The 4,236-nt window shown below is 76.2% G+C and carries 1 protein-coding gene; it reads right to left on the minus strand.

What is annotated here, in order from left to right; all coding sequences use genetic code 11:
- The coding region (locus EEJ42_RS33565; RefSeq protein WP_123105817.1) for a type I polyketide synthase at positions 1-4,236 on the minus strand (4,236 nt) is incomplete at both ends.

Below are 4,236 nucleotides of genomic sequence, written 5' to 3' on the forward strand. Positions count from 1 at the left end.
CGGCGCCCGAGGCCGCGAGCGGCCCGAGCGGGGCGTGGGTCAGGTCCAGCCGGTGGCGCCGGCCGTCCGCGGTGCGCAGGACGACGGGCGCACGGTCGGTGGCGGACAGCTCGTCGAGCAGCGCGCCGGCCACGTCGTCGCCGGACGCGGGCGCGTCGGCGGCCAGCTCCACCAGGGTGGCGGCCGTGTCCGGGTACTCCCTGGCCACCGTACGGAACATCCCGCGCAGCCCCGCCGGGCGCGGGTCGAGCGGGTCGGCCGCGCGCACGGCCAGCAGCCAGTGCGGTCCGCGCCGCAGCGCGGACTGGAACACGGCGAACGCACCGGGCAGCAGGGGCGCGCCGGACCCGGCCAGCGGGTCGAGCAGCAGCACGCCGTCCACCGGGCCGTCCGCCTCGGCGAGCAGATGGCCCGCGGCGAGGGTCATGGCCTCGGCGCCGTGCCCGGCCAGCCGGGCGGCGACGGCGGCGGCCACCCCGTCCGTGTCCCCGCCGAGCAGGGCGAAGCGCTTGCCGGTGAGGTCGGGCGACGCGTGCTCCCTCTCCTCCAGGGGTACGGGCACCAGCCGCATCCGCCGGGGTGCCACGCCCGGCGCGGCGGCGATGTCGTCCGGGACGGCGGCCGGGGCGGGGGCGGAGGTGGCGACGGGTTCGGAGGTGGCGACGGGTTCGGAGGTGGCGACGGGGGCGAGACGCGCGGTGAGCCAGTCGGTGACGGCCGCGGTCGTACGGGCCTTGGCCAGCTCCTCCAGCTCCTCGTCGCCCAGCGCGGCGGTTCCGGCGCCCGCGACACCGAGGCGGCGGGCCAGCTCACCGGCGATCTCGGCGCGCTTGATGGAGTCGATGCTGAGGTCGGCTTCGAGGTCGAGATCGGGTTCGATCATGTCGACGGGGTAGCCGGTGCGTTCGCTGATGATCTCGGAGACCGCGCGCAGGACATCGGGCCCGGTGGCAGTCGAGGCCGGTTCTTCTGCCGCGGGCTGGACGGCGGCCGGTACGACGGCGGCGGGTGCGGGAGTGGCCACCGTTGCGGGCTGCGCGGGCAGGGGCAGTGCGGTGGCGGGGGTGGCCAGGGGCAGGGGTGCGGTGGCGATCGGCGGCGGGGCCGTGGGGCGCTCCCCCGGCGTCCCCACCGCCCCGCCGAAGTAGGTGAGCAGGACGTCGCGCTGGGCCGCGATCATCTCCCGGCTCGTTCTCAGGTATTCGGCGATCAGGGCGTCCCGGTCCCCGTATCCATCGTCGCCCTTGCGGTCCGTCTGGCTCACCGTTGCCTCCACGACACGTCGGGCCGGTGCCAGCGCACCGGGGAGAAGGTCACCGTCCGCGGTGCGGACCAGTTGTCCGTCGACCGTCCATCCGGGCCGCTTCGGCGGTGCGGTGGACGCCGCGTCCACGGCGTCACGGCCGCGGAACAGCCAGCCCGTACGCACCGGAACCCCGGCGACGGCCAGCTGGGCGAGGGCGTCGAGGAACCCGCGCGGCCCCTCGAAGCCGCCTCCCCGCCCCTCGGTACGGGCCCGTCGCGCGTCGCAGGCGACGGTACGGTGCGGCCGGTCGCCCAGGATCTCCGCCACCAGCCGGGTCAGCACGGTGCCCGGCCCGGCCTCGACGAAGATCCGGGCGCCCGCCGCGTACATCGCCTCGATCTGGTCCCGGAAGCGGACCGGGGCGCCGATCTGGGCGGCGAGTTCGGCGCGGATGGCGTCCGGTTCCGCGCCGTGCGGGGCGGCGGTGCGGTTGGCCCAGACCGGGAACTCCGGTTCCCGCACCGGGTGTTCGGCCAGCGCCTCGGCGAAACGTGGCCCGGCCCCGGCGACGAGCGGGCTGTGGAAGGCGCACGCCACGGAGAGGCGCCGGACCGTGTGCCCGGCCTCCCGCAGCAGTGTGACCGCCTCCGCCACCTCCCGCTCGGGGCCGGAGATCGCGGTCTGCTGGGGTGCGTTGTGGTTGGCGGCCACCACCCGGTCGGCGAGCCCGGCTTCCCTCAACAGCCGCTCGACGGTGTCGGCCGGGGCAGTCACGGCGGCCATGGTGCCCGGCTCGTGTCCGGCGGCCTCGGCGGCGTCGAGGATGGCGGCCGCCCGCGCGGCGCTGAGCCGGGGCAGGGTGCGCGGGTCGAGGGCGCCCGCAGCGCACAGCGCGACCACTTCACCGTAGCTGTGCCCGGCCGCCATGTCGGGCCGTACTCCGGCCGAGGTGAGCAGGGCGTGGGCGGCGAGCCCCACGATGCCCAGGGCGGGCTGGGCCACGCGGGTGTCGGTGAGGTCGGCGTGTTGTGCCGCCTTCCCGGCGTCGTCGAAGGCGGCCGAAGGGTACAGCACATCGGCGTAGCCGGAGCCGTGGAGCAGATGCCGCCGCAGTTCGGGGAAGGCCACGAACGCGTCAGCGAACATGCCGGGCCGCTGGCTGCCCTGGCCGGGGAAGAGGAAGGCCACCTTGCCGGGTGGGGCCTCCGGGTCGGTGTCGGGGGTGGCGCCCTGCCCGGTGTCCCGGAACGTATCGGCCACGTACAGTCCCTCGTCCCGCCCGCCCGGTCTGGGTGGCCGCCCGGAGGCGGCCACGTCGCCAGCCAGCACCCGCCGTAACCGCTCGGCCAGGTCGTCCAGGTCCGTGGCCACCACCGCCACCCGCACCGGTTCGTGGCCGGAGTCGGCCCGCCGGGACGCGGTCAGCGCGAGGTCGCGCAGCCGCCATGGCCGCCCCGCCGTGTCGTTGGCCTCGGTCTGCCGCAGCGTCTCCTCGACCGCGCGCAGCGCCGCCGCCCGGTCGGCCCCGCGGAAGAGGAAGAGTTCGCAGGGCCAGGCGTCGAGCGTGTGCGCGGGTGGCGGCGTGCCCTTGCCGTGTGCCGCCAGCACCACGTGGAAGTTGGTCCCGCCGAAGCCGAACGCGCTGACCCCGGCCACCCGGTCCGCGGGCGCCGCGGCCCACGGCCGCGCCTCGGTGTGGAAGGCGAACGGGCCGTGCTCCGCGTCCCACGCCGGGTTCGGTCGCGTCAGGTGCAGGGTCGGCGGCTTGACGCCCGTGTACAGCGCGAGCGCGGTCTTCACCAACCCGGCCAGCCCGGCGGCGCATTTGGTGTGCCCGATCTGGGACTTGACGGAGCCGAGCGCGCAGCGGCCGGTGGCCGCCCCCGCTTCGGCGAACACCTCACCGAGCACGGTGAGTTCGGTACGGTCGCCCACCGCCGTACCGGTGCCGTGCGCCTCGACCAGGCCGACACGCGCCGGGGAGATCCCGGCGCTCGCGTAGGCGCGCTCCAGCGCGGCCCGCTGACCCTCGGGGCGCGGGGCGGTCAGCCCGAGCGAGCGGCCGTCGCTGGACGAGCCGACGCCCTTGATGACGCCGTAGATCCGGTCGCCGTCGCGTTCGGCGTCGGCCAGCCGCTTGAGGACGACGCACGCGACGCCCTCGCCGAGCGCGATGCCGTCGGCCGACGCGTCGAACGCGCGCGAGCGGCCGGTCGGGGACAGGGCGTGCACGGAGGAGAAGAGCACGTAGTCGTTGATGCCGTTGTGCAGGTCGGCGCCGCCGCACAGGACGAGGTCGCTGGTGCCCGCGGTCAGCTCCTTGCAGGCGACGTCGACGGCGGCGAGCGACGACGCGCACGCCGCGTCCACGGTGTAGTTGGCGCCGCCGAGGTCCAGCCGGTTGGCGATCCGCCCGGAGATGACGTTGGCGAGCATGCCGGGGAACGAGTCCTCGGTGAGTGTGGGCAGTTGCCCGGCCAGGTCTTCCGGCACCTCGCGGAAGTACGAGGGCAGGACGGCGCGCAGGGTCTGCGCGTTGGACAGGTCGCTCCCCGCTTCGGCGCCGAAGACCACGGAGGTGCGGGCACGGTCGAAGGCCCGGCCACCGTCTCCGGGGGCGCCGTACCCGGCGTCGTCCAGGGCCCGGCGGGCGGCCTCCAGGGACAGCAGTTGGACCGGTTCGATGCTGCCGAGGGAGGCCGGGGGGATGCCGTAGCGCAGCGGGTCGAAGGGGATGCGGGGCAGGAAGCCGCCCCACCGGGAGGCGGAGGCGCCGTCCTCGTCGCCCGTGTAGTGGACGGCGGGGTCCCAGCGCTCGGCGGGCACCTCGGTGATGGCGTCGACGCCGCCCACCACATTGGCCCAGAACGAGGCGAGGTCGGGCGCCTGCGGGAACATGCAGGCCATGCCGACCACGGCCACGTCCAGCGGTGCGGGCGCCGGAGCCGTCGCGGGGGCCGCGGCCACGCCCAGCGGCGCGGACAGCGCCC

The organism is Streptomyces botrytidirepellens (assembly GCF_003721215.1).
GTDB classification, from domain to species: domain Bacteria; phylum Actinomycetota; class Actinomycetes; order Streptomycetales; family Streptomycetaceae; genus Streptomyces; species Streptomyces himastatinicus.